Raw genomic sequence first — 25,824 nt, 5'->3', positions numbered from 1 at the left:
CCGACGAGCCGGGAACGGTCACAGGCAGCAGGTCGAGCCGCTTGTCCACGTCGAGACAGAACGCGCCGTGGTCAGTGGTCAGTTCCTGATGGATACGGCCCGGTTTTCGCCCCTATCAAGCACACACATGCCGCTTCGCTGCGTCGAGTTGTGAAGAACCCAGGTTTTTGAGAGCGCTCTCAGCCACACGTCTTGACGCCCGCTCCGGCCGTCACGAGAGTGGGGCGCACCGCGGACGCCCCGTCGCTCCACTCCCCCGCACGATCGCCCCGTCCGTGGCCCCCCACACACCTCGGGAGTCTCTCGTGATCTCACGCAGGCTGTTCCTGACAGGCGCCGCCGCCTCCGCCACCGCGCTCACCTACCCCGTCTGGGGCAGCGCCCTGAGCCCGGGCGCCTCCGCCGCTCCGGCGACCTGTGAAATCGCCCTGGTGAACCGCTCGTTGCCGGGCCGCGTCAACGCGTACGTCACCGGTCACGAGCAGGGCACCGACCGCTGGGTGCTGCTGCGGGCCGACGGCAGTGTCTACCGTCCCGACTCCCCCGCCGCACCGCAGACGCCCCTGCCGGTCGACTGCGCCATCCCTCTGAACGGTGCGGGCGGCGCGCCGGTCGTACTGACGCTTCCTCAGATGTACGGCGCCCGCGTCTACTTCGTGCGCGACGACACTCTCACCTTCTATCTGAACCCCGGCCCGGCGCTGGTCGAGCCGGCGTTCGCGACGTCCACGGACCCCAACTACGGGCGGACCTGGTCGTTCTGCGAGTTCACCTTCAATCCCCAGCAGCTGTACGCGAACATCAGCTATGTCGACCTGGTCACCGCGCTGCCGATCGGCCTGACCCTGGAGGGCGACACCACGCACACCGTGGCACCGCTCCCGGACGGGGCCGTGCAGCGGATCGCCGACGGCCTCACCGCCCAGGCCGCCGCCGACGGCCAGCCGTGGGACAAGCTGGTGGTCCGCGGATCGGACGGCGGCGTACTGCGGGTGATCTCGCCGCAGAACCTGATGGCGCCGTTCTTCGACCGGCCGGACGAGATGCCGTTGCGGGACGTGTTCACGTCGTACATCGACCAGGTCTGGGAGAAGTACCGCTCCACCGACCTGCGGATCGACCTCCAGGGCGGACGCGGCGTCCGCACCGGCCGGGTCAGCGGCGACGTACTGACCTTCGACGGCGGGCACACCTTCACCAAGCCGGTCTCCAAGGACGTCTTCACCTGCAACCACGGCCCGTTCACCAACAACCCGGCCGATTCCGACGACAAGAAGGCGCTGCTGGCCCGGCTCGCGTCCGGCTTCAACCGCTCCCTGATGCTCACCCACCCCGACCAGCCGAACGGCACCTCGGCCGCGGACTACTACCAGGGCACGGCGACCAACCACTGGTCGCGGGTGGTCCACGCCAACACTCCCATCGGCTACGCCTTCCCGTACGACGACGTACGCCCCGACGGACAGCCGGACGTCTCGGGCGCCGCGAACGACGGCAACCCGCGACGCTTCACGGTGAGCGTGGGGTCCTGAGCCGGAGCCACGACGGTGCGCAGGCCACGGCAGCACGGCGCTCGGATCCATTCGTCCCGGCGGGCTCGCAGCGTGGTTGCCGAGACATGGTGATCGGCGTGCTGTTGGTAGGTACCGCCCAGAACCAGGCGTGCCAGGAGGCGCTCGAACACGATGCGATCGGGGACGCGCGGTCGGTGGCAGCCCAGCGGGTGCATGACCCGACGGGCCGGGATCGGGGCGGCGGACTGGGCCCACAGCGGGGCAGTAATGGAAACGGGCAGAACGGGCCGAACGGGCACGAGGCCTTCGGTTCGGTTGGGGCCGACCCGGATGCTCCGTGTCGTGCCGAACCCGGGTCTCGTGCCCGTTGGAGGTGCGGTGTCGCCGTTTCCGGCTCCAGCGGTGGTCAGACGGTGAAGACTCGCTCCGCCTGGTCGCGGTGGGTGTGCAGGTCCCAGTAGACGGGCGAGATCTGGTCCGCGGTAGCGGCGGGGGCACCCTCGGGGGCGCGGTCACCGATCCACACGCCGATCGCGACGTGGGCGGCCTGGATGCCTTCGGGTTCGAGTTCCTTGTGCAGGTTGATCGCCCAGTTGCGCAGCGCCGCACCCGCGGTGTTGATGTCGCCGAGCATCGGGGTCGGGTCGACGGAACCGGCACCGGTGGTGAACAGCAGCGTGCCGGCGCCGGCGGCACGCATCGCGGGCAGCACCGCGGCGGTCGCGGCCATCGCGCCGTACACGAGGTACTGCATCTGCAGGTCGACGTTCTCGGGCGTGGCCTTGGTCGGGGTCAGGAACTTCGGCTCCGGGCCGCCCGGGGAGTACTCCAGCACGTCGATGGTGCCGAAGTGCTCGGCCGCGTCAGCGAGCGCCTTGGCGAGGGAGTCGCGGTCCAGGACGTCGGCGGGGAAGCCCTTGGCGGTGATGCCCTCGGCGGCGAGCCGGCCGGCGAACCCGTCCAGGCGCTCCGCGTTGCGGGCGATCAGGGCGACATCGAATCCCTTGGCCCCGAAGGTTCGGGCGATCGCTAGGCCCATTCCGGGACCGGCGCCGACGACGGCGATGGTGGGCATGCAGGTTCCTTCCATGGTGGCCCGTCGGGATGCGACGAGACCCCGCCAGGAATGTGGCGGTTACGATTGGTACCCCAGTAACTTTATGGAACCGAGAGGGCGAGTCAATCAGGCACTTTGACGTGCCCCGGTTCCCCGGAGGTAACTCATGACCGACCAGACCACCGTTCCGGGGGAGCAGCCGCCGGCCCGCACGGCCTTCTGCGACTCCACCAGTGCACGGGCGCGCGAGGTGCTCGACCTCGTGGCCGACAAGTGGTCACTGCTGGTCGTCGCCGTCTTGGGAAGCGGACCGCTGCGGTTCACCGAGGCCAAACGGTCGATCGCGGGCGTCAGCCAGCGGATGCTGACCGTCACCCTGCGCGGGCTCGAACGCGACGGCTTGCTGACCCGCACGGTCCACTCCGTGATGCCACCCAAGGTGACCTATGAACTCACACCCATGGGCCACACGCTTTTGGAGGCCACCCAGCCCCTCATCGACTGGAGCATGAAGAACCTGGCCGACATCGACGCCTCCCGCGAAGCATTCGATCAGCGAGCCGAAGACCCTCCTCAAGAGACACTTGCCACCTGACGACATCGAGGCCATAAGTACACAGCCGCGGAACCCTGTCCGCGCGCTCTCTTACCGGCATCGCCGATCACGACCTCTGGCGACGTCGCCGGACACCGGCCTGGCGCGGCTCTCCTGCTGCCAGGCCCGCGCGCCGCTCGACCAGCACACCGCCCTCGCCGGGCCGGGGACGGGCTGGTGACCTGCACGAGTACCGCCATTCCTTCCCGACCCGCCTCGGCGAGCAGGGAACATCCCTGCTGATGCTGATGGCCAAGTCCCCGAGAGCCCACCGGTAGAAGGCAATGCTCTAGCGGAGGCGGGCCAGCAAGTGGGCGTCGAGGAAGCCCCGCTCGGAGGCCGGGTCGTGGAGCAGCCGGGCGAATGTGACGAGCCCGGCCCCGGCCAGGAGCTCGGCGAACCGGTCCGCCGGCCAGCTGTAGGCGGGCGTCACCTTGTGGTCGAAGCGGACCGGCTCGGGCGCGTCGGTCCCGAAGAACGAGACCAGGAGCAGACCCCCCGGTGCCAGGACACGCGCCTGCTCGGCGAGCAGCGCGGGGATCTCTCCAGGAGGGGTGTGGATCATCGAGTAGTGGGCCAGCACTCCGCCGAGCGCGCCGTCCTCAACCGGAAGAGCCTCCATCCGCGCCTCGTCGAACTGCAGCGCCGGATGGGCCAGCCGGGCGTGGTCGACCATGGCTGGGGAGAGGTCGAGCCCGAAGGCATCCAGCCCCAGGTCGTTCAGCATGGCCGTCAGGTGTCCGGGTCCGCACCCGACGTCGGCCGCCCGCGAATTCCCCGTCCCACGCACCAGCTCGGCGAAGATGCCGATCATGTTCCGCGCGAACGGCTGCGTCTCCAGTCGATTTGCGAACATCGACGCGTACAGCTCGACGATCCCGTCGTAGGCCGCCCTGGTCTCATCCTGATGCTCCGCCACGGGAAGGAAGTTAACACCCCCCCCATGCGCGGCCGTTCGCCGACCCCGTGCCGAATCCCGGGCCGTCGTAGGGGACTTGCTCGGCGCGCCGTCTGCCGCGCCTTCGCCGAAGTCATCTCGCACAGTGCCCCCGCTCCTACGGAACGGGGGCACTCGTGCGAGCCGGTACGGCGAGGGGTCAGCAGCCGCCGCAGTTGTAGTAGGTCACGTCCCAGTGGTTGCCCTCGTCCGCGTAGATGTTGCCGGAACCCGCCTGGTACTGCGGGTATCCGTCACCGCGCAGCCCTATGTAGGTGAAGACGCCGTGGACGTAGTTCGTGAGGCAGGTGGACTTGGCGAAGTCGAGCTTGTACCCGTTCCAGTGCGAGTACGTACCGCTGGCGTGCCCGGTCTCGGTGCCGCCGGTGATGTTCAACGCGCAGCCCGTGGCGCTCTTGAGGGTCTGGGCCCCCTGGGCGGTGGCCAGGTTGAGCTGGTCGAACGAGGTGCAGGTGGAGACGTTGCGGTTGGAGCAGCCGCCGGAGGACGACCAGGTGATCCCGGAGGAGCTGAACCGGGCGGTGGCCTGGGCGTGGGTGAGCTTCGTGTCGGCGTGGGCCTGGGTGGCGCCGCCGAGGACACCGACGCCCGGGGCGAAGAGGACGCCGAGGACGAGGGCGAGGGCGGTCAGGACGGGACGCAGTGTCATACGGGACACCATGGGGGGACTCCTCCTGCTCATGACAAACAAAGGGCAGGAAGATACTGCCCGAGTTCTACGCGCGTCCGCCAGAGGGTGCGGGGAGTTGATGGCGGCGGACGGGTCACTCTTCACGAGAACCCCCCAGAACCCCTCGACCTCAATGTTGAACTTTTAAATAGATGGCGCTACAGTCAATCTCGTTGAAGGTTAAACCACCACTTCGACCGACATCCGATCTCACCCCGAGGAGGAGCCATGGCTCTGTTCAACCGCAAGAACAACAACGCCCCGTCCGCCCCCGCCGTCGCCGCTCCGGTCGACCCGGCTCTGGCCGCCCTCACCGGTGACTACGCGATCGACCCGGCGCACAGCAGCATCGGTTTCACCGTGCGGCACGCGATGGTCACCAACGTGCGCGGCGCGTTCGGTGAGCACGAGGGCAGCCTGACGCTCGACGGGCGCGACCCCGCGAAGTCCACCGCGTCGATCGACGTCAAGATCGCCAGCGTCGACACGGGCATCGCCGACCGCGACGGCCACCTGGTCAGCGGCGACTTCTTCGACGCCGAGAAGTTCCCGCTCATGACCTTCCGCTCCACGCAGGCCGAGCAGCTCGGCGGCGACACGTACCGCATCACCGGCGACCTCACCATCAAGGACGTCACCCGCCCCCTCGCCATCGACCTGGAGTTCAACGGCTCCGCCACCGACGTCTACGGGAACGAGCGCGTCGGCTTCGAGGGCAGCACGGACATCCTGCGCTCCGACTGGGGCCTGACCTGGAACGCGGCGCTGGAGACCGGTGGCGTGATGGTCAGCGACAAGGTCAAGCTGAACTTCGACATCTCCGCGATCAAGGCCGCCGCACCGCAGGCCTGACGCATCTGCCACCTCCGGCCCGAACCGAGCGCGCCCGCCTTCCCCCCTCCCCGGCCCGGGAGGGAAGGCGGACGCTCGGCGGTCCCGGCCCCCGCGCCGCCCGACCGACCGGACCGCCCGCGCCACACGACCCGGATCCGACCGGACCGCCCGACCCAACCCGACCCGACCGGACCGCCCGCGCCGCCCGACCCAACCCGACCGGACCGCCCGCGCCGCACGGCCCGGCGCAGGGGCTCACAGCCCGTGTCGCCGCTCCCCGAGCACCCGCGCGCAGACCTCGCGCTCGGCCGCCGGCGAGAAGGCCGCACGGCGCCGGACGGCGACGGCCCGGCGGGTGTCGTCGGCGATCAGGTCCGCGTTGATCGCCGCGGCGGCCCGCACCCCGGCGCCCGCAGCGCCGATGACCTGCTCCTTCGGGTCGGCGACATTGCCGGCCACCCAGACACCGGGCACCTCCGTCGCCCCGGTCGGACCGGCGGCGATGTACGTGCCGACCACCTCACCGGCCATCTCCAGCTCGGCCGCCGCCAGGCCCAGGCCCGCGAGGACGTCCGCGCGGGCGGTGAAGCGGGGCTGGACCACGACAGCCTCGCGCGGGACGACCCGGCCGCCCGCCAGCCGCACCCCGGTGAGCCGGTCCTCCGCCACATCGAGGCCGGTCACCTCCCCGTCGACCACGGCGATGCCACGCGCCGCCAACTGCTCGTACTCCTCGTCGGTCGGCTCGGGCCCGGTGTGGACGAAAAGCGTGATGTCGTCGCTCCACTGGCGCCACATCAGTGCCTGGTGCACGGCCAGGGCCCCGGTGGAGAGGATGCCGATCGGGCGCTCCCTGACCTCCCAGCCGTGGCAGTACGGGCAGTGCAGAACCTCACGCCCCCACCGGTCGGCCACACCCGGCACCGGGGGCAGTTCGTCGACGAGTCCGGTCGTCACCAGGAGCCGACGCGCCGTGACGGCGACTCCGCCCTCCCGCAGGACGCGGAATCCCCCGTCGTCCGGCAACCGCTCGACGGCCGCCACAGCCCCCTCGGTGATCTCGCCCCCGTACGCGGTCACCTCGTCACGGCCGATGGCCAGCAGCTCCGAGGGTGGTGTGCCCTCGCGCCCCAAGTAGCTGTGCACGTGCGACGCGGGCGCGTTGCGCGGCAGGCCCGCGTCGATCACCAGGACCGACCGGCGCGCCCTCGCCAGCGATACGGCTCCGCTCAGCCCGGCGGCCCCACCCCCGATGACCACCACGTCGTACCGCTGATCCCCGCCGCTCTCGCCGGTCGTGTCCTTCATGACCTTCATGCCGTCCGTGTCGTCGAAGTCGTCTGTGTCGCCCATGAGAGGCACCTCCATTCACCGGAAAGCGTCCACGACGGGGCGACATAACAGCAAGCCTCGTTGCTGGATCGGCAAACCCTTGGTCGTGTCACCGTCTGAGGTCCTGGACCGGGCGTCCGCCCCGGTCACCGGAACAGAGGATCGATCCGCAGGTCCGGCCGCATCGACTCCGGCCCGTACTGCTTCACCGCCGCGATGCACTGTCAGGCCCTGGCGTCGCCCTCTCTCTCCGGTTCGCCCACCGTCTGCTCCGACCAGATCACCTTCCCCGTCTCCGTGTACCGGGTGCCCCAGCGCTCCGCGAACTGCGCGACGAGGAACAGGCCCCGGCCGCCCTCGTCCGTCGCCGCCGCGTAGCGCAGATGCGGGGAGGTGTTGCTGGTGTCGGACACCTCGCAGATCAGGTTGCGGTCGTACAGCAGGCGGACCTCGATCGGTCCCGTGCCGTAGCGCATCGCGTTGGTGACCAGCTCGCTCAGGATCAGCTCGGTGGTGAACGCCTCCTCGTCCAGGCCGCGTTCGGTGAGCCATTGCACGACGTTCTTGCGGACTCCGGCCACGGCCGCCGGGTCGGTGTCCACGTCCCACTGCGCGACCTGCTCGGGGGCGAGGATGCGGGTGCGGGCCACAAGGAGGACGACGTCGTCGCTCGGCTGCCCGGACAGCATCACGTCGAGGACGTCGTCGCAGGTCTCCTCCGGCGTCCGGTCGCGACCGGCGAGAGTGGCGCGCAGCAGGTCCAGGCCGGTGTCGATGTCCCGGTCACGGTGCTCGACGAGACCGTCGGTGTAGAGGATCAGACGGCTCCCTTCCGGTACGTGGAACTCGGCCGCCTCGAAGGGCATCCCGCCGATGCCGAGTGGGAGACCGGCCGGTACGTCGGGGATCTCGACGGTGCCGTCCGGGAGGACCACCACAGGGCCGGGGTGACCGGCCCGCGCCACCGCGCAGTTTCCGGAGACCGCGTCGTAGATCGCGTACAGGCAGGCGGCTCCGGCGACTTCGTCACCGCCGTCGGCCGCTTCGTCCTGGTCGATCCGCTGGACCATCTCGTCGAGATGCCCGAGCAACTCGTCGGGGGCGAGGTCCAGCGCGGAGAAGTTGTGGATGCTGGTGCGCAGCCGCCCCATGGTGGCGGCGGCATGCAGTCCGTGTCCGACGACGTCACCGACGACCAGCGCGACCCGGGCGCCGGACAGCGGGATCACGTCGAACCAGTCGCCGCCCACCTCGGCCCGCGCGGGCAGGTAGCGGTGGGCGACATCGAGGGCGCTCTCCTCGGGCAGGTCACGGGGCAGCAGGCTGCGTTGCAGCGTCACGGCCAGTTCGTGCTCGCGTGTGTACCGGCGGGCGTTGTCCAGGCTGACGGCCGCCCGCGCCACCAGCTCCTCGGCGAAGGACTGGTCGTCCTCGTCGAACCCGGCGGAATCGGCCCCACGCCAGAAGTTGACCAGCCCCATGACGACGCCTCGCGCGTACAGCGGTACGGACAGGACCGAGTGGTATCCATAGTCGACGATCTTCCGGGCACGCTCGGGATCCCAGTACCGCCACCCCAGCTGCGTGATCACCTCGTGGCCCAGCCCGACCTCGCTGATGTCCATCCGCATGGACCGCGTCCTGAACGGAACGAATCCGACCACCTGGCCGACCGGAACCAGGGGCTGATGCAGGTCGGCGGCCGCGATGGCGGTGCGGCGCATGTCCAGCGCCTCTCCGTCCGGCAGGATCGAATCCTTCCCGGTGAGCGCGGCATCGGCGAGGTCGACGGTCGTGACGTCGGCGAACCCGGGGGACGCCACATCCGCCAGTTCCTGGGCCGTCCGGTCCAGATCGAGGGTGGTGCCGATCCGGGCGCCGGCCTCGTAGAGGAGCAGCAGGCGTTCGTGGACGAGTTCGGCCCGGCCGGTGATCTTGCGGAGTTCGGTGGTGTCGCGCAGGGTCGCCACGGTGCCCGACGGGCCGCCGCGCACGTTCGTCGGCCGGAGATTGACGGCCAGCAGACGGTTGCCGACGCGCAGCACCTCGTCCGTGACGGTCCGGCCGGAGGCGAGGAGCTCCGCGGTCGCGGGGTTCAGCCCGAGGTCCGTCACCGCGCGCCCCTCGGCGTCCGGGGGCAGGACCAGGAGTCTGCGGGCCTCGTCGTTGGCCATCGTCAGCCGGTGGTCGGCCCCGAGGATGAGAACGGCCTCGCGGACCGCGTGCAGCACCGCGTCGTGGTGCTCGTACATCCGGGTCATCTCGGTGGGGCCGAGCCCGTGCGTCTGGCGGCGCAGCCGTCTGCTCACGAGCGCCGCGCCGGCCGCCGTGACCGCGGCGGCGGACGTCGCGGCGGCGATGCTGAGGGGGACGGACCGGTCGGCCACGCTGTTGACCGAACGGTCGGTGAGGCCGACGGACACCAGCCCGGCGACGGAACCGTCCGGTCGGGTGATGGGCGCCAGTGTGTTGATCGAGGGCCCCAGGCTGCCGGAGAAGGTCCGGGTGAAGCTCTTGCCCTCCAGCACCTCCTTGTAGGGGCCGACGATGTGCTTGCCGATCAGCGAGGTGACGGGGTGGGTGTAGCGGATGCCCTGGGGGTTGGCCACGACGACGTAATCGACATGTGTCTGTTTGCGGACCTGTTCCGCGCGCGGCTGGAGGACGGCGGTGGGGTCCTTGCTGTCCATCGCCGCCACGATCCCCGGCGAGTGCGCGAACGTCTCGGCCACGCTCAGGGTGCGCAGCCGGGCCTCTTGGAGACTGTCGCTGCGGCCCTGCAGCACCAGAGCGACCGCGGCGCCCGCGATGATCAGGAGGACCAGTGCGAGCACGAAGCAGAAGACCTGACCGGCCACGGTGCGCGGACTGAACAGGGACAGCAGTTCCCGGCCCAGGGAGCGGTGCGTCATGTGTCCCCGGGGCGGCGGCACGGGGGCATCTCGGCCCCGGCGCGCCTCCTCGCGCCGATGTGGCCGCCGGGCGAGGCGCCGAAGCTTCGCCCAGAATCGGCCGATACCACACATAACTTTAGGTCTAGCATGAATCGCGCCTACTCGAAGGTTCGCCGGTCAGCGCCTCAGAACCCGCCCCCGTCGAAGCCGCCGCCCCCGAGGTCGCCGCCACCGAAGCCTCCGCCGTCGCCGAAGCCCGACCCGTCGAAGTCGGATCCGGAGAAGTCCCCGCCGCTCCAGTCACCGCCGGAGCCGAAGTCGCCGCCGCCGTACTCCGCCGCGTACGCCGGGCTCGACAGCGCCGAGCCGAGCAGGGTGCCGACCAGCAGGCCGGGAAGCAGGCCGCCGCCGAAATAGCCGCCGGCCCAGGGGCCGTATGCCGGGCCGGCCTCCCAGTACGGGCGGCGTCGGCCGCCGCCCGCGTCGACCGTGCGGCTCAGCGGCTCCTCGCCCTCGCGCAGGCGGATCTCGTCCGCCGCGCAGACCGGGACCTCGCGGGCCGTACCGCCGGACGGGGACCACCGGACGTCGGCCACCGAGGGGCCGTGACGCGGGTCGAAGAAGCACGGCGGGCGGCGGACGGGCGGTTCGTCGCCCCTGCGCCGGGCCTCCAGGACGGCCAGGGAGAAGCGGCCGTCCTCCAGCGCCTGGGTGACCCCGCGCACGTCGGAGGGGTGCCGGGCTCCGGACATACGGGATTTCGCCCTCTCGTAGGAGTCGAGAGCGCGCTCGTAGTCGGCGCGCATGGCGTCGTCGGCGCCCGGCTCGGCGGGGTGGAAGTCCAACCGGTCCAGGGTCTCGCCGTACGCGGTGATGTCCTCGTCCACGACGACCCGGAGCCTGTCGAGTGCGGCGCGTTCCTCGGCCTCCTTGCGCCTCCGGTTGCGCCGGAGGATCGCGTAGGCCGTGCCGCCGCCCAGCACCAGGATCGCGCCGACCGTGACCAGTCCGACGGCGGACGACGATCCGCCGGCCGCGGAGGAACCGCCCCAGGAGGCGGGGGCGTGGCCCCGGGCCTGTTCGACGGCCCGGTCGACGAAGGCGTTCAGCTGGGTCGCGGCGTCCGTGTCCGCGCCGGGTGTCTTCACGGCGGCGGTGAGGTTCTGGACCGCTCGGGTGGACATCACCCGCGGGTCGGCGCCCGCGTCGAACCCGTTGCCGAGGCGGACCGCGTAGACGCCCGTGATGCCGGTGTCCGCGCGCAGGGTGGACAGCAGGGTCTGCCCGGGGAACGCCGCGGTGCGCGGCAGCACCGCCACGAACACGGGCTTGTCGGCGTCCTTGATCTTCTTCGTCAGGGCGGCCGCCTGTGCCGGCGGGAGCTGGTCCGCGGCTGCCGGGTCGACGTACACCGGGCTTTTGCGCAGCGCCTGCGCCACATCATTGATGGTGGATGCACCGACTGCGGCGGACGCAGCGGGTGCCAGGGCGAGCACGAGCGCCGAGAGGATCAGCAGCAGGCCCACCGACACGGTCAGGAACAGCCTGTTCCGCATATCTCGAAGCTAACCCAGGCGGGCGGCTTCCGCGCCACCACCCGCCTGGGCCGGACTTCGCCGCTCCCGCCCCGGAGCCCACCCGGGACTCCGCGCCACCACTCGCCGGGGCCGGCCCCTTCCCGAGGAGAGGGGCCCTCCGGAAGGGCGCCCTCTCCTCAGGGGCGGGCCGCGCCCGGTCGGCTACGCGTCGCGGGTGAGGCGGATCGTGTCGCGGTACCACTTGGCGCTGTCCTTGAGGGTCCGCTCCTGTGTGGCGTAGTCGACGCGGACGATGCCGAACCGCTTGTCGTAACCGTAGGACCACTCGAAGTTGTCCATCAGCGACCAGGCGAAGTAGCCCCGGACATCGGCTCCCTCGGCGCGGGCCGCGGCCACGGCGGCGATGTGGTCGGCGAGATAGGTGATGCGGTCGGCGTCGTGGATCTGCCCGTCCTCGGAGACGGTGTCGTCGAACGCGGCACCGTTCTCGGTGATGACCGTCGGGACGCCGTAGTCCCTCTCCAGGCGCACCAGCAGGTCCGTGAGGGCGGTCGGGGTGATCTCCCAGTCCATCGCGGTGCGCGGCAGATCGCGCTCCACTCCGCGCGTGACGGGCAGCCCGTCGGCACCCACCGGGGAGCCCTCCTCCGTGACGCCGGAGAAGAGCGTGCCCCGGTAGAAATTGACGCCGAGGACGTCGATCGGAGTCGAGATGATCTCCAGGTCGCCTTCCTGGACGGGGAGTTCGGCGTTGTGCAGGGCGAGGTCGGCGATGACGTCCTCGGGGTAGGCGCCCTTGACGAGCGGGTCCAGGTAGAGGCGGGAGCCGAGCCCGTCGGCGCGGCGGCAGGCCTCGGCGTCCTCGTGGCTGTCGGTCTCGGGGGTGGCGGTGCCGAGGTTGAGCGTGATGCCGAGTTCGAGCTCGTTGCCGCGGGCGGCGGCCGTCTCGCGGAGGTACCGCGAGGCGAGGCCGTGGCCCAGGAGCAGGTGGTGGACGGCGCGGATCGCGTCGCCGAAGTTCTTCCGGCCGGGGGCCTGGCTGCCGTACGCGTAGCCGAGCATGGCCGAGCACCAGGGCTCGTTCAGCGTCGTCCAGTGCTTCACCCGGTCCCCGAGCGCGTCGTAGGCGAGGGCGGCGTACTCGGCGAAACGGTAGGCCGTGTCACGGGCCGGCCAGCCGCCCCCGGCCTCGCCGGTCTCCAGCTCCTCCGGGAGGTCCCAGTGGTAGAGGGTGATCCAGGGGGTGATGCCCTTGGCCTCCAGCTCGTCGACCAGGCGCTTGTAGAAGTCGAGGCCCTTCGCGTTGGCGGGGCCCCGCCCGCCCGGCTGGATGCGCGGCCAGGCGAGCGAGAACCGGTACGTGTCGACGCCCAGGTCCGCGATCAGCCGCACGTCCTCGGGCATCCGGTGGTAGTGGTCGCAGGCCACATCACCGTTCTCACCGCGCACGACCATGCCCGGCACCCTGCTGTACGTGTCCCAGATGGACGGGGTCCGGCCGTCCTCGCCGGCCGCTCCCTCGATCTGGTAGGCGGCGGTGGCGACGCCCCAGCGGAAGCCGGCGGGCAGGCCGGGGACGGGCTCGGCGGCGATCTCGCGCGCGTATGCCTGAGGGGTGACGATGTTCATGGTTCTCCTGTGGTGTGCGTGGGGTCGCTACGCGCGGGGTGGCGCGGCAACCGGGGCAGGCGGGCTGCTGGTGTGCGGGGTCGCTACGCGCGGGGTACCGCGGCGGCCGGGGCCGGCCGGTGGAGCCAGCAGGCCACCGTGCGCGGGCCGTCCCCGTCCGGCGCGGCGAGCTCCGGGACACGGGTGGTGCAGGCGTCCAGGGCCTTGCCGCAACGGGGGTGGAAGGCGCAGCCGGTGGGCATCGCGGACAGATGCGGGGGCGAGCCGGGTATGCCGGCCAGTTCGCGGCGGGGGCCGTGCAGCGCGGGAAAGGAGTGCAGCAGACCGTCGCTGTAGGGGTGGTGGGGGTTCCGGTAGATCGCGGAGGCACCGGCCTCCTCGACGATCCGGCCGCCGTACATGATCGCGATCCGGTCGGAGAACTCGATCAGCAGCGAGATGTCATGGGTGATGAAGACGACCGAGAAGCCCAGCTCCTCGCGGAGTGCCACCAGTTGGCGCAGGATCTGGCGCTGCATGACGACGTCCAGGGCGGTCGTCGGCTCGTCCATGATGACGATCTCGGGCTCCAGCGCCAGCGCCATCGCGATCATCACGCGCTGACGCATGCCGCCGGAGAGCTGGTGCGGGTAGGCGCCGAGCCGGTCGGCCGAGATGCCGACGAGTCCCAGCAGCTCCTGCGCGCGAGCGGTCCGTTCCCGCCTCCTCATCTCCGGGCGGTGCGCCTGGAGCACGTCGGTGAGCTGGCTGTGGACCGTATGCACCGGGTTGAGCGAGTTCATCGCGCCCTGGAAGACGATCGACAGCTCCTGCCAGCGGAAGGCCCTCAGTTCGGCGGCCGACAGGGTCAGCAGATCGAGCGCCTCGCCGTCCCTCCGGTGGTAGTGGACCTCGCCACCGGTGATCACGCCGGGCGGCGAGAGGAGCCGGGTCACGGCGTACGCGAGCGTCGACTTGCCGGACCCGGACTCGCCCGCCAGGCCCAGGACTTCGCCCCGGTGCAGGGTGAGGTCGATGTCGCGCAGCGCGTGCACGGCGTCGTCCCCGGTCCCGTAGTCCACGTTCAGGCCGCGGACGGTGAGGACGGGCTCGCTCATGAGCGGATCTCCTTCTCGTGCGGGCCGCGCACAGCGGCATCCTGCGAGCCGTGCGCATCGGTGGCGTGCGGGCCGTGCGCCGCGGCGTCGCGCGTACCGTGCGCATCCGTACCGTGCGGGCCGTGCGCCGCGGCGTCGCGCGTACCGTGCGCATCCGTACCGTGCGGGCCGTGCGCCGCGGCGTCGCGCGTACCGCGGACCACAGGGGTGAAGCCGACCCTCATGCGGACCTTCCGGGACGCGCCGGTCTCCGTACGCAGTCGGGGGTTGACGAACTCGTCGATGCCGAAGTTGATCAGGCCGAGCGACATGCCGAGCAGCGCGATGCAGAGTCCGGCCGGGACGAACCACCACCACGCCCCCTGCGCCAGCGCCTGGTTGGACTGCGCCCAGAACAGGACGGTCCCCCAGTTCCAGCGGGAGATGTCGGCGACGCCGATGAAGGCGAGGGTGGTCTCGGAGAGGATCGCGAAGATGACCGTGCCGACGAAACCGGAGGCGATGACGGCCGTCAGGTTCGGCAGGACCTCGAAGAAGATGATCCGCCAGGTGGACTCGCCGGTGGCGCGGGCCGCCTCCACGTAGTCCCTGCGGCGCAGCGACAGCGTCTGTGCGCGCAGGACGCGCGCGCCCCAGGCCCACGAGGTGAGCGCGATGACGGTGGCGATGAGGAGATCACTGGCGTCGGACACGAGGCTCGCGATGATGATGATCAGCGGCAGCCCCGGGATGACCAGGAAGACGTTGGAGAGCACCGAGAGCAGTTCGTCGGCCGTGCCGCCGAGGAAACCGGCGCTGACACCGATCAGTACGGACAGGATCGTCGCGAGGACACCGGCGACGAAGCCGACGACCAGGACGCCCCGGGTACCGACGAGGATCTGCGAGAGCACGTCCTGTCCGGTGTGCGTGGTGCCGAACCAGTGGGCGGCGGAGGGTGGTTGCAGCAGGGCGTCGCTCATGGCGTCGGGGTCGTACGGGGCGATCCACGGCCCGATGACGGCGATCACGGCGAAGAGGAACAGGATTCCGAGGCCGACGGCGGTCTTGCGTCCGCGCAGGAAGCGGAGCCTGCGCCTGGGGGGCGCCGGGGTGCCGGTCGTCTCGGGTACGGCGACCTCGGCAGCGGTGACAGCCATGTCCTAGGCCTCCCTTCGGGTACGGGGGTCGAGGACGAGGTAGATCACGTCGGCGAGGAGATTCGCCGCGAGGACGGAGAGCGTGATGATCAGGAAGACGCCCTGCATCAGGGGGTAGTCCTTGGCGGCCACGCCCTGGAAGAGCTGATAGCCGATCCCCGGGTAGGAGAAGACCATCTCCACCAGCAGTGTGCCGCCGACGATGAACCCGATCGAGAGGGCGAAGCCGGAGACGCTGGGCAGGATCGCGTTGCGGGCCGCGTATCCGAACATCACCCGGCGTTCGGAGAGCCCCTTGGCCTGGGCGACCATGACGTAGTCCTCGGAGGAGACCGTCACCATCATGTTCCGCATGCCGAGGATCCAGCCGGCCACGGCACTGAGCACGATGGTGAGGCCGGGCAGGACCGCGTGGTAGAGCGCGCTGGAGATGAACGGCCAGTCGAAGGCGGGCACCAGGGCGCTGTCGTACCCGAACGCCTCGGGGAAGAGCGGCCACTTGTTGGCGAACAGCGCGATGGCGATGAGCCCGAGCCAGAAGTACGGGATGGCCGAGATGAAGGTGGTGACGGGCAGCAGGCTGTCCAACCAGGAACCCCGCCGCCAGCCGGCGAAGACGCCGATACCCGTGCCGAGCACGAAGCTGATCACGGTGGTGACGCCGACGAGCGCGAGGGTCCAGGGCAGCGACTGGGCGATCACCTCGCCGACCGGTGTCGGGAAGAAGGTGAAGGAGAGTCCGAGGTCGCCGTCGAGCAGATGCGACCAGTAGTCGGTGTACTGCTGCCAGAGCGACTGGTGGTCGTCGAGGCCGAAGAGCGCCTTGAGCGAGTCGATGGCGCTGGTGTCGAGCTGGCCCTGGAAGCGCGAGATGAGCGACTGGACGGGATCGCCCGGCATCAGGCGCGGGATCAGGAAATTGATCGTGATCGCCGCCCACGCGGTCACCAGGTAGAAGGCGAGCCGTTTCAGGAGGTACTTCACTTCGCGCTCTCCTTCCGGTGGCGGTCGGCACCGGCGCCCTGGTGGTCGGCGTCCTCCGCCCCGTGAACGCCGGCACCGGCGCCCTGGTGGTCGGCGTGATCACCGGCACCGTCCGCGTACAGCCAGCAGGCCGCCCACTGGCCGCCCTTGAGGTCGAACCGCGGTGGCAGTTCGGTGCGGCAGCGCTCCATGGCCCTGGGGCAGCGGGGGTGGAAGCGGCACCCGGCGGGAGGGGTGATGAGTGAGGGGGGTTCGCCGCTGCCGGTCTCCTCCTGCTCCGCCTCGGCGACCACCCGGTCCGGGTCGGGCGCCGAGGCGATGAGGAGCTGGGTGTAAGGGTGTGCCGGGTGCTGGGTGACGGTCTCGCTGTCCCCGCCCTCGACGATCCGGCCCGCGTACATCACCAGCGTGGTGTCGGCGAAGTAGCGCGCCGAGGCGATGTCGTGGGTGATGTAGAGGATGGCGAGGCGCAGCCGGTCCTTGAGGTCCTTGAGCAGGTTGAGCACTCCCAGCCGGATCGAGACGTCCAGCATCGAGACGGGCTCGTCGGCCAGCAGGACCTGGGGGTCGGCGCCGAGCGCGCGGGCGATGGCCACGCGCTGGCGCTGTCCCCCCGACAGCTCGTGCGGGAACTTGTCCAGATACTGATGAGGAGGAGTCAGCTGGACCCGGTTCAGCAGAGCGGCCAGGTTGTCCTCCAGCTCCGCCTCGCCGCTGCCCGCCCGGCCGTGGATCCTCAGCGCACGGGTCAGGTGGTAGCGCACGGTGTGCACCGGGTTCAGCGAGGCGAACGGGTCCTGGAAGATGAGCTGGACCCGGCGTACGTACGAGCGGAAGGACCGGCCGCGCCCGGCCTTCACCTCCGTGCCGTCCAGGTGGATCTCGCCCCCGGTGAGCGGATACAACTGGGCGAGCAGTCGGGCGACGGTGGACTTCCCGGAGCCCGACTCCCCCACCAGCGCCGTGACGGTGCCGCGCCGCAGCGTCAGCGAGACGTCGTCGACGGCGTGGACGGCACGGCGCCTGCCCGCGACGAGATCGCGGCCTGTACGGCGTACGGGGAAGTGCTTGGTGACTCCGCGTGCTTCGAGCACGACGTGGTTCTCTGCGGACTGTTCAGACATGGCCGGTCCCTGTGTCCCGTATCCCTGGCTCTACTTGGCGGGGTTCAGCTTCAGCACGATCTGCAGCGCGGAGGGCTGCGTGTGCTGCGGCGGGGCGTACGGGTCGGACTCGGTGGGCCAGCCCACCCAGTTCTTCGTGGAGTACTCGGCTCCGATGGGGGCGGCGGCCGTCGGGATCATCGGCGCCTGCTCGACCATGATCTTCTGCAGGGTGTTCATGGCCGTGGTGCGGGTGGCGTCGTCGGTGGCATGGGCGAAGTCCTTGAGCGCACCGGTCGCCTCGTCGTTCTTGAAACGGCCGAAGTTGCCGAGCTGGGACGCCTTGCCGACGGGCTGGAGCAGCGCGCCGTCCATGATGTTCTGGTACATGTCGTACGGGGTGGCACCGCTGTTGGTCCAGTGCAGGGTGGCGTCGAAGTTTCCGTTGGCCACGTCCGCGCCCCAGGTGTCCGCGGTCTGCGTCTTGACCTTGGCCTCGATGCCGAGCTGCTTGATGTCGTCCTTGATGATCGCGAGCCCGGTGATGTAGTCGTTCCAGCCGGCCGGGTCGGTGAGGGTGAGCTTCACCGGCTTGCCGTCCGGGTCCTTCAGCACTCCGCCGCTGAGCGTGAACCCGGCTTCGGCGAGGACCTTCTTGGCGCCCGCGACGTCCGGTGCCGTGGTGGCGCTCTTGTACTCGGGTGCGAGGAAGGACTCACCGGCGGGCAGCGGGATGCCGGTCGGGTTGGTGATCTCCGGGTAGAGCGTCGCCTCGGCCTGGGTGTAGATCGCCTTGCGGTCGACGACCATCGCCATGGCCTTGCGCAGCGCCGGGTTGTCGAACGGCTTGCGGGCGGTGTTGAACCACAGTCCGTGGATGCCGAGCCCGGACGGGAACCACAGCTTGTGGTTCTTGGGGTCCTTCTCGATGAACAGCTGCTTGTAGTTCGGCATGAAGACGAACGACCACTCGACCTTGCCGCTCGCCAGCGCCGTGGTCGCCGCGCTGTTGTCGTTGTACGCGGTGTAGCGCAGCTCCTTGACCTTGGTCGCGCCCTTCCAGTAGGAGGGCGTGGCGGTCAGGGTGGTGGTCTGCGGGGTGAACGTCTTGAGCTTGTACGGGCCGGAGCCGACGGGTGTGCGGTTGGGCCAGGTCTCGGGGTTCTCGACGCCTTCCCAGATGTGCTTGGGCACGATGAACTGCTGGATGATCTTGTTCTGGTTGACGTACTGGGAGTCCTTGAACGTCAGGACGACGGTCTTGCCCTGCACCGCGACCCCGTCGAACGGGATGCCGTTGCCGTTGAGCGCCGGGTGCTTCTTCAGCAGGTCGAAGGTGTACGCGACGTCGTCGGCGGTCAGCGGCTTCCCGTCGGCCCATGTGGCCTTCGGGTCGAGGGTGAAGGTGACCTTGGTGAAGTTGGACTCCCACTTCCAGTCGGTCGCCAGCCACGGGGCGGCCTTGTCCGCGGGGCGGATCTGGTTCGTCATCGCCAGCGGCTCGTAGATCATGAAGCGGTAGCCGAGCGTGGCGCCCGCCGAGGTGCTCAGGAACGGGTTGCTGTTGTTGGTCTGCGGTCCGTCCGGCTTGCCCAGGGTCAGCACCCCGGAGGCGCCGCCCCCTTTACCGGCACCCGAGTTGGCGGACGAGCACCCGGCGGCGAGAGCAACCACCGCGGTAGCGAGTGAGAGCGCTCTCAGAGTTGCGTGACGTCGTACGGACATGGCGGCTCCATGAGGGACTGCGGGTCTGGGAGATCCGGAAACGGACAGCGCTCGACGCGCCGGGTACAGGGCGGTGCGGGACGGTACGGGCGAAGCAGGTGGACGCGCGAGGCGGTGCGGGGCACAGGCGGCCGGGTGTCCGGCCGGACTGCTACGGCGCCGAGTGGCGCACGACCAGTTCGGTGGGCAGCACGACCGGTACGTCGGGTACGGCCGTGCCTCCGAGGTGGGACAGCAGCATCCGGGCGGCCGTCTCACCCATCTGCCGGGTGGGCTGGCGCACGGTGGTCAGCGGCGGATCGGTGTGCTCGGCCATCGCTATGTCGTCGAAGCCGACCACGGCGATGTCGTCCGGTACGGACAGCCCGGCCGCGCGCAACGCCCGCAGCACGCCCGCCGCGCTGATGTCGTTGTGCGCGAAGACGGAGTCGAAACCGGTGCCGGACGAAAGGAGTTGCTCCACGGCCAGTCGGCCGCTGCGTTCGGTGAAGTCCCCGTGGAAGACGAGATCGGTGGGCAGGACCGTACGGAATCCGTCCAGTCGGTCGCGTACGCAGCCGAAGTTCTGGGGACCGGTGATGACCAGGGGCCTGGTGCGTCCGCCGGAGAGCAGATGGCGGGCCGCGGACGCGCCTCCTTCGCGATTGGTGGTCACGACGGAGGGGAAATCGGGGTGGTGGCCGCGATCGTCGATCAGGACGATCGGCAGACCACCGCGGTGCAGTGCGGTGAGGTGGTCGAGCGTGTTCTCGGGTTCGACGACGACGAGACCGTCGAAGGCGCGCGCCGACACCTGGCTGGTGAAGCGCTCCACGGACTCGGCACCTCGGTTGCAGGTGAAGAGCAGCAGTCCGTAGTCCGCGGCCTCGACCGTGTCGACGACACCCTGGAGCACCTCACCCATCCACGGCCAGGTGAGGGAGGGCACCAGCATGCCGACCGTACGGCTGCTGCCGCGGGCCAGTCCGACCGCGCCCGAACTGGGGACGTAGCCGAGTTGTGCGATCACTTCACGAACGCGGGCGGCCGTGGAACCGTCCACGTCGCCCTTGGTGTTGATGACCCGGGACACGGTCGTCTTGCTGACGCCGGCCTCACGGGCGACATCGGCGATGGTGACGCGCATCGGGGGGCCTCCAGGGCAGGACGGGGCAGCTCGGGACCAGGAGTCGGAACCGGTGCCGCAACCGGTTCCGCAACCGGTTCCGGTACCGGTACCGGCGTTGCGGCGTGAGTTAACCCCGCCGGAACAGTGCCGTCAATACTTCACGCCGACATTGGTCCGTACCGATCTCCCGTGCAGGCCGGACGAGTTGTGTGTTCAGGTCATGAACGCACACCCTCTTGACGCGGTCCCCCAGGAGCAGTTCACTCTCGCCTCGATCGACGGCTAATCCCCCACGCTCCCGCCGAGGAAGGCATCAGCCCATGATCCGATCAGGAAGAGCCGCACGGGCCCTGCTCGCCGCCGCACTCGCCGCAGCCGGTCTCACCGGGCTCTCGTCCGGTACGGCCCAGGCCGCCGGCGAAACCGTGAACATCGCCCTGACCAGCACCGACGACTCCAGTGGCCGCCATGTCACGCGCGGCCTGGAAGCTCAGGCCCCGATCTCCTTCACGGCCGGGAACGGCGGCAGCGGTACGAACATCACGGTCGACGAGAACACCCGCTACCAGACCTTCACCGGCGGCGGCGCCTCCTTCACGGACACGGCCGCGTACCTGCTGAACAGCAGCGGAGCGCTCAGCCAGGCGACCCGCGACGCCACGATGAAGAAGCTGTTCTCCCCCACCGAGGGAATCGGGCTGTCCTTCGTACGCAATCCCATGGGCGGCTCGGACCTGGCGAGGTACGGGTACACCTACGACGACGTACCGTCCGGCCAGAGCGATCCCTCGCTCGCGAACTTCTCGATCGGACACGATCTGGAGGACGTGCTCCCGCTCACCAGGCAGGCCAAGCAGCTCAACCCCGCGCTGACGACGGTGGCCTCTCCGTGGACGGCCCCGGCCTGGATGAAGGACAGCGGGCAGTTGAACGGCGGCTGGCTGAAAGCGGAGAACTACGGCACGTACGCCGACTACTTCGTGAAGTACCTTCAGGCCTACCGGGACCAGGGCGTTCCGGTCGACTACGTCACCGCGCAGAACGAGCCGACCTGCTGCTCGGGCTACCCGTCGATGAGCTGGAACGGCTCGGGCCTCGCCTACTTCACCAAGAACGAACTGCTGCCGAAGCTCCAGTCCGCGGGCCTGGCGACCAAGGTCCTGGCCCATGACTGGAACTGGGACAGCTACGACGCGTACGCGGCGGCCACCGTGGACGACCCGGCCGTGCGCGACCACCCCAACTTCGGCGGCGTCGCCTGGCACGGCTACGGCGGCGACATCGGCAAGCAGACCGCCGTGCACAACCAGTACCCGTCGATGGACGCCTTCCAGACCGAGCACTCCGGCGGCACCTGGATCGCCGACCAGCAGCGCGAGGACATGCTCAACATCATCGATTACACCCGCAACTGGGCGAAGTCGGTGACCAAGTGGTCCCTGGCCGTGGACCAGAACCGCGGCCCGCACAACGGCGGCTGCGGCACCTGCGACGGCCTGATCACCGTGCACAACGGGGACAGCAGGAGCGGTCAGGTCGACTACACCATCGAGTACTACACGATGGGTCACCTGACGAAGTTCGTCCGTCCGGGCGCTGCCCGGATCTCGTCCACGGCCAGCTCCACCGTGCCCAATGTCGCCTGGCGCAACCCGGACGGTTCCAAGGCGCTGATCGCCTACAACGGCACCGGCTCGGCCCAGCAGATCACGGTCGACTGGGGCGGCCAGAAGTTCGGTTACTCGCTGCCGGCCCGTACCTCGGCGACCTTCACCTGGTCGGGCACCCAGTCCGGATCCGCCGGCACCTCGGGTGTCTTCTCCGGACCGGCGGACAAGTGCCTGGACGCGGCGGGCGGCAGCGGCGCCGACGGGACGGCCGTCCAGCTCTACGACTGCAACGGCACGGCGGCGCAGCGCTGGACGGTCGCGGCGGACGGCTCCCTCCAGACGCTCGGTGCCTGCCTGGACGTGACGTCGGGCTCGACGGCGAACGGGGCGAAGGTCCAGCTGTACACCTGCAACGGTTCGTCGGCGCAGCGCTGGACGTACAACGCGTCCACCGGCGACATCGTCAACACAGCCGCGGACAAGTGCCTGGACATCACCGACCAGTCGACGGCGAACGGGGCCCGCGCCCAGATCTGGACGTGCACGGGGGCGGCCAACCAGAAGTGGCGTCTGCGGTAGTCCGTCTCTGCCTCCTCGGCCGTCGTCCGGGCCCGTTGCCGGGTCCGGACGACGGCCGAGGACGGACCGCGCTACTCCGTCGGCTCGATCCCGGCGCGCAGCAGGCCGAACGTGTAGGCGTCCTCCAGTGCCTGCCAGGACGCCGCGATGACGTTCTCCGCGACGCCGACCGTCGCCCAGTCACCCGTGCCGTCGCTCGTGGTGATGAGGACGCGGGTGGTGGACTCGGTGCCGGTGCGGCCTTCGAGGATGCGGACCTTGTAGTCGACGAGTTCCAGCTTGGCGAGCTGCGGGTAGATCCGCTCCAGCGCGACCCGCAGCGCCCGGTCGAGCGCGTTGACCGGGCCGTTGCCCTCGGCGGTGGCGACGATGCGCTCGCCCTTGGCCCAGAGCTTCACCGTGGCCTCGTTGGCGTGCGTGCCGTCGGGGCGGGTCTCGACGATGCCGCGCCAGGACTCGGTGCGGAAGTAGCGGCGGGCGCGGCCCTCTGCCTCGGCGCGCAGCAGCAGTTCGAAGGAGGCGTCGGCGGCCTCGTACGTGTAGCCCTTGAGCTCGCGCTCCTTCACGCGCTCGACGACCCGGCCGACGAGTTCGCGGTCGCCGCCGAGGTCGATGCCGAGTTCCTTGCCCTTGAGCTCGATGGACGCGCGGCCCGCCATGTCGGAGACGAGCATCCGCATGGTGTTCCCGACCAGCGCGGGATCGATGTGCTGGTACAGGTCGGGGTCGACCTTGATCGCGGAGGCGTGCAGTCCGGCCTTGTGGGCGAAGGCGGACACCCCCACATAGGGCTGATGGGTGGAGGGCGTCAGGTTGACGACTTCGGCGATCGCGTGCGAGACCCGGGTCATGTCGGCGAGTGCGCCCTCGGGCAGGACGGACCAGCCGTACTTGAGTTCCAGGGCGGCGACGACGGGGAAGAGGTTGGCGTTGCCGACCCGCTCGCCGTAGCCGTTGGCGGTGCACTGGACGTGGGTGGCGCCCGCGTCGACGGCGGCGAGGGTGTTGGCGACGGCGCAGCCGGTGTCGTCCTGGGCGTGGATGCCGAGCCGGGCGCCGGTGTCGGCGAGCACGGTGGAGACGACGGCCTGCACCTGGGCGGGGAGCATGCCGCCGTTGGTGTCGCAGAGGATGACGACGTCGGCACCGGCCTCGGAGGCGGCGCGGACGACGGCCTTGGCGTACTCGGGGTTGGCGCGGTAGCCGTCGAAGAAGTGCTCGCAGTCCACGAAGACCCGGCGGCCCTGCTCGCGCAGGTGGGAGACGGTGTCGCGGACCATCTCCAGGTTCTCTTCGAGCGTGGTCCGCAGGGCCAGTTCCACATGGCGGTCGTGGGACTTGGCGACCAGCGTGATCACCGGGGCGCCGGAGTCCAGGAGCGCCTTGACCTGGGGGTCCTCGGCGGCCTTGCCACCGGCTCTGCGGGTCGCGCCGAAGGCGACCAGCTGGGCGTTCTGGAAGTCGATCTCCTGCCGGGCGCGGGCGAAGAACTCGGTGTCGCGGGGGTTGGCACCGGGCCAGCCGCCCTCGATGAAGCCCACGCCGAAGCTGTCCAGGTGCCGCGCGATGGTCAGCTTGTCCGCGACCGTCAGGTTGATGCCTTCACGCTGGGCTCCGTCGCGCAGCGTGGTGTCGAAGACATGGAAACTGTCGTCGGTGGCCTTGGCCTTGGTGGTCATGCTGGTCTGACTCCTGTCGGATGAGTGGATCCGGACGATCTGGCTCCACTTGCCCCCATCATCCCGCGCGCCACGTCCCGGCCGAGGTGAGGGCCGGAAAACGAAAAAACCCCTCGCGGGTGCGAGAGGTCTGCGCGCGGGTCTGGGGCACGGTGGCCGTACCGCACGTGGTGGTGCGGGACGGTCACTGCGGACCGGCGCGCCTGCTGCCGATAATCATGGCGAACGAGGGCACGGACGCAGTCTTGCACAGCGCCGCCTCCCTGCCGTGCCCCGTCTCAGGATGCGGGCGTGACGCTCGTCCCTCCGGACGGCTCGGGCGAGGCCGCCCGCCCGGCCTTCCCGTCGGCAGCGCCGACCCGGCCCAGGTCGATGTCGCGGGTCTCGCGCATGGTCAGGTAGACCACCAGGGAGACCGCGGCGCAGCCCGCCACGTACCAGTAGAAGCCGGACTCCACGCCTGCCTTCTTGAACCAGAGCGCCACGTATTCGGCGGTGCCGCCGAAGAGCGCGTTGGCGACGGCGTACGGGAGGGCGACGCCCAGGGCGCGGACGCCGGTCGGGAAGAGCTCGGCCTTCACGCAGGCGTTGATCGAGGTGTACCCGGTGACGACGACCAGGGCGAGGAGCGCCAGGCCGAAGGCGGGCCAGAAGGTGCCCGCGTGTTTCAGCATCGTCATGATCGGCACGGTCAGGAAGGTGGAGCCGAGGGCGAAGGTGATCAGCAGCGGGCGGCGGCCGATCCGGTCGGAGAGCATTCCGGCCGGCGGCTGGACGCACATGAAGACGAACAGGGCACAGAAGCTGACGAGCGAGGCGGTCGACTTCTCCATGCCCGCGCTCTTGGAGAGGAACTTGGTGAGATAGGTCGTGTACGTGTAGTACGCGACGGTCCCGCCCATGGTCAGCGCCATCACCAGGAACGCCTCGCGCCTGTGCTGCCACAGCGCCTTCAGCGTGCCGCGGTCCTCCTGCTGGGCGGCGCCGGACTCCGCGTAGACCTCGGTCTCCAGCATCGAGCGGCGCAGGTAGAAGACGATCGCGGCGCCGAGCGCACCGACGATGAACGGGATGCGCCAGCCCCAGCTGTGCAGGGCCGCCTCGGACATGTTGCGCTGCAGGATGATCTGGAGGCCGAGCCCGATGAGCTGACCGGCGGTCATGGACACGTACTGGAAGCTGGAGGCGAAGCCGCGCCGGTGGGGTGCGGACGCCTCGGTCAGGTAGGTGGCGCTGGCGGCGTACTCACCGCCGACGGAGAGGCCCTGGAGCAGCCGGGCCACCAACAGGACGGCCACTCCGCCGTATCCCGCCACGTCGTAGGTCGGCGCGGCGGCGATGAGGATCGCGGAGGCCGACATGAGGGTGACGGTGAGGGTGAGCGCGGCCTTGCGGCCCTGACGGTCACCGATCCGGCCGAGCATCCAGCCGCCGACCGGTCGCATGAAGAAGCCGACGGCGAAGATGCCCATGGTGTTCATGAGGTTGGCGGTCTCGTTGCCTTCGGGAAAGAACGAATCCGCGAAGTAGACGGCGAAGGTCGCGTACACGAACCAGTCGAACCACTCGACCATGTTTCCGGCGGATCCGACCCAGATCTTCTTCCACTGCTCTCGTCCCATGGTCCGCCACCGTGCCGGAACCCGGGGGGACGGAACAAGACCGCAACGGGCGACGAACACGCGTCCTTACGCGCGTGCCGTTCGCACGGGCCCGCACCTGCGTGCCGTTCGCATGGCCGCTTCCGTGCGTGCCGTTCGCGTGCACCCGCGCATACGT

At 70.0% G+C, this 25,824-nt stretch carries 19 protein-coding genes and 2 pseudogenes; 5 read left to right on the top strand and 16 right to left on the bottom strand.

Annotated elements, in window-relative coordinates; all coding sequences use genetic code 11:
• The first annotated feature begins 305 nt into the window (after positions 1-305).
• Positions 306-1,532, top strand: a complete 1,227-nt coding sequence (locus tag ACFVUT_RS24315; RefSeq protein ID WP_389659288.1) for a glycoside hydrolase family 64 protein — start codon at positions 306-308, stop codon at positions 1,530-1,532.
• Positions 1,533-1,570: 38 nt separating this feature from the next.
• Here the strand turns inward: ACFVUT_RS24315 and ACFVUT_RS24310 are convergent.
• Together ACFVUT_RS24310 and ACFVUT_RS24305 are read right to left on the bottom strand one after the other, a co-directional pair.
• Positions 1,571-1,813, bottom strand: a pseudogene (locus tag ACFVUT_RS24310) (IS5/IS1182 family transposase); the annotation flags it as partial.
• 107 nt (positions 1,814-1,920) lie between these two features.
• On the bottom strand, positions 1,921-2,589 hold the full coding sequence (locus ACFVUT_RS24305; protein ID WP_389659285.1) for an SDR family NAD(P)-dependent oxidoreductase: 669 nt from the start codon (positions 2,587-2,589) through the stop codon (positions 1,921-1,923).
• A 148-nt stretch (positions 2,590-2,737) separates the two neighbouring features.
• Between ACFVUT_RS24305 and ACFVUT_RS24300 the strand changes: the two genes are divergently transcribed.
• Positions 2,738-3,166, top strand: a complete 429-nt coding sequence (locus tag ACFVUT_RS24300) for a winged helix-turn-helix transcriptional regulator (protein ID WP_389659282.1) — start codon at positions 2,738-2,740, stop codon at positions 3,164-3,166.
• Between the two features lie 73 nt (positions 3,167-3,239).
• Positions 3,240-3,426: pseudogene (locus ACFVUT_RS24295) on the top strand (site-specific integrase); the annotation flags it as partial.
• 29 nt (positions 3,427-3,455) lie between these two features.
• On the opposite strand, the gene ACFVUT_RS24290 reads toward ACFVUT_RS24295, so the two are convergent.
• Both ACFVUT_RS24290 and ACFVUT_RS24285 read right to left on the bottom strand, forming a co-directional pair.
• Entirely contained in the window at positions 3,456-4,085 is a 630-nt protein-coding gene (locus tag ACFVUT_RS24290; RefSeq protein WP_389659279.1) for a class I SAM-dependent methyltransferase, read from the bottom strand.
• 178 nt (positions 4,086-4,263) lie between these two features.
• Positions 4,264-4,785, bottom strand: coding sequence for a hypothetical protein (locus ACFVUT_RS24285; RefSeq protein WP_389659276.1), 522 nt, complete (start codon positions 4,783-4,785; stop codon positions 4,264-4,266).
• Between the two features lie 237 nt (positions 4,786-5,022).
• Between ACFVUT_RS24285 and ACFVUT_RS24280 the strand changes: the two genes are divergently transcribed.
• A complete protein-coding gene (locus ACFVUT_RS24280; RefSeq protein WP_389659272.1) occupies positions 5,023-5,646 on the top strand; it encodes a YceI family protein in 624 nt (207 codons plus the stop codon).
• A 237-nt stretch (positions 5,647-5,883) separates the two neighbouring features.
• On the opposite strand, the gene ACFVUT_RS24275 is transcribed toward ACFVUT_RS24280, so the two are convergent.
• The 10 genes from ACFVUT_RS24275 to ACFVUT_RS24230 form a co-directional block, all read right to left on the bottom strand.
• Positions 5,884-6,936, bottom strand: a complete 1,053-nt coding sequence (locus ACFVUT_RS24275; protein ID WP_389659391.1) for an NAD(P)/FAD-dependent oxidoreductase — start codon at positions 6,934-6,936, stop codon at positions 5,884-5,886.
• Between the two features lie 248 nt (positions 6,937-7,184).
• A complete protein-coding gene (locus ACFVUT_RS24270) occupies positions 7,185-9,872 on the bottom strand; it encodes a SpoIIE family protein phosphatase (protein WP_389659269.1) in 2,688 nt (895 codons plus the stop codon).
• Between the two features lie 167 nt (positions 9,873-10,039).
• Positions 10,040-11,410 carry a hypothetical protein gene (locus ACFVUT_RS24265; protein ID WP_389659266.1) on the bottom strand — a complete coding sequence of 457 codons (1,371 nt, stop codon included), beginning with the start codon at positions 11,408-11,410 and terminating at the stop codon, positions 10,040-10,042.
• Positions 11,411-11,593: 183 nt separating this feature from the next.
• The gene (locus tag ACFVUT_RS24260; RefSeq protein ID WP_389659263.1) at positions 11,594-13,021 is read right to left on the bottom strand and encodes a GH1 family beta-glucosidase; all 1,428 of its coding nucleotides are present in this window, start codon (positions 13,019-13,021) and stop codon (positions 11,594-11,596) included.
• An 83-nt stretch (positions 13,022-13,104) separates the two neighbouring features.
• Positions 13,105-14,118, bottom strand: a complete 1,014-nt coding sequence (locus ACFVUT_RS24255; RefSeq protein ID WP_389659260.1) for an ABC transporter ATP-binding protein — start codon at positions 14,116-14,118, stop codon at positions 13,105-13,107.
• Positions 14,115-15,257 carry an ABC transporter permease gene (locus ACFVUT_RS24250; protein WP_389659257.1) on the bottom strand — a complete coding sequence of 381 codons (1,143 nt, stop codon included), beginning with the start codon at positions 15,255-15,257 and terminating at the stop codon, positions 14,115-14,117. Before ACFVUT_RS24250 ends, ACFVUT_RS24255 begins: the two co-directional genes overlap by 4 nt.
• Before the next feature lie 3 nt (positions 15,258-15,260).
• Entirely contained in the window at positions 15,261-16,241 is a 981-nt protein-coding gene (locus tag ACFVUT_RS24245; protein ID WP_389659254.1) for an ABC transporter permease, read from the bottom strand.
• Entirely contained in the window at positions 16,238-17,365 is a 1,128-nt protein-coding gene (locus ACFVUT_RS24240) for an ABC transporter ATP-binding protein (RefSeq protein ID WP_389659251.1), read from the bottom strand. Before ACFVUT_RS24240 ends, ACFVUT_RS24245 begins: the two co-directional genes overlap by 4 nt.
• A 30-nt stretch (positions 17,366-17,395) precedes the next feature.
• Complete coding sequence (locus ACFVUT_RS24235) at positions 17,396-19,069, bottom strand: ABC transporter substrate-binding protein (protein WP_389659248.1); 1,674 nt, start codon at positions 19,067-19,069, stop codon at positions 17,396-17,398.
• A 151-nt stretch (positions 19,070-19,220) separates the two neighbouring features.
• Entirely contained in the window at positions 19,221-20,195 is a 975-nt protein-coding gene (locus tag ACFVUT_RS24230; RefSeq protein WP_389659245.1) for a LacI family DNA-binding transcriptional regulator, read from the bottom strand.
• A 302-nt stretch (positions 20,196-20,497) separates the two neighbouring features.
• On the opposite strand from ACFVUT_RS24230, the gene ACFVUT_RS24225 reads away from it, so the two are divergent.
• Positions 20,498-22,366: a lectin gene (locus tag ACFVUT_RS24225; RefSeq protein ID WP_389659242.1), complete on the top strand. Its 1,869-nt coding sequence runs from the start codon at positions 20,498-20,500 to the stop codon at positions 22,364-22,366.
• 71 nt (positions 22,367-22,437) lie between these two features.
• Here ACFVUT_RS24225 and cimA read toward each other — a convergent pair whose 3' ends face one another.
• Complete coding sequence (gene cimA, locus ACFVUT_RS24220; protein ID WP_389659239.1) at positions 22,438-24,045, bottom strand: citramalate synthase; 1,608 nt, start codon at positions 24,043-24,045, stop codon at positions 22,438-22,440.
• 278 nt (positions 24,046-24,323) lie between these two features.
• Complete coding sequence (locus tag ACFVUT_RS24215; protein ID WP_389659236.1) at positions 24,324-25,667, bottom strand: MFS transporter; 1,344 nt, start codon at positions 25,665-25,667, stop codon at positions 24,324-24,326.
• Positions 25,668-25,824 lie beyond the last annotated feature (157 nt).

It is taken from the genome of Streptomyces sp. NPDC058051, from assembly GCF_042885475.1.
Taxonomy (GTDB): Bacteria; Actinomycetota; Actinomycetes; order Streptomycetales; family Streptomycetaceae; genus Streptomyces.
This window is presented reverse-complemented; position numbering and strand designations above follow the sequence as displayed.